Here is a 285-nt window from a genome sequence, read left to right on the forward strand (position 1 = left end):
CGATACATTTTTCTGTTTTGATATCGATTATTGGCTGGTAATAAAGGCAAAGTTGATGTTTTTCGAGGGCGCGTTGCAATTTGCGTTTGGGAGACAAATAGTTTTGTCGAATACGTAGCCAGAGTAATAGCAGAACAAGACTCCCCAAAATACCGGCGGGCAACGCAAAAATAAGATGATTATAAAAATGAGTTATAAGACGTTGATATGAAGTCGCAACAATGGCTGCAATTGGGCGTTTTGTCGAATAAACTGTCGCATATAAATAGCCATTTCGTTGTACGG

1 pseudogene is annotated in these 285 nt (G+C 39.3%); it reads right to left on the reverse strand.

Features of this window, described 5'->3' with window-relative positions:
* A pseudogene (locus QP437_RS09975) lies at window positions 1–285 on the reverse strand (hypothetical protein); the annotation flags it as partial.

This window comes from Haemophilus sp. UMB1048 (genome assembly GCF_030218125.1).
Lineage (GTDB): Bacteria > Pseudomonadota > Gammaproteobacteria > Enterobacterales > Pasteurellaceae > Haemophilus_D.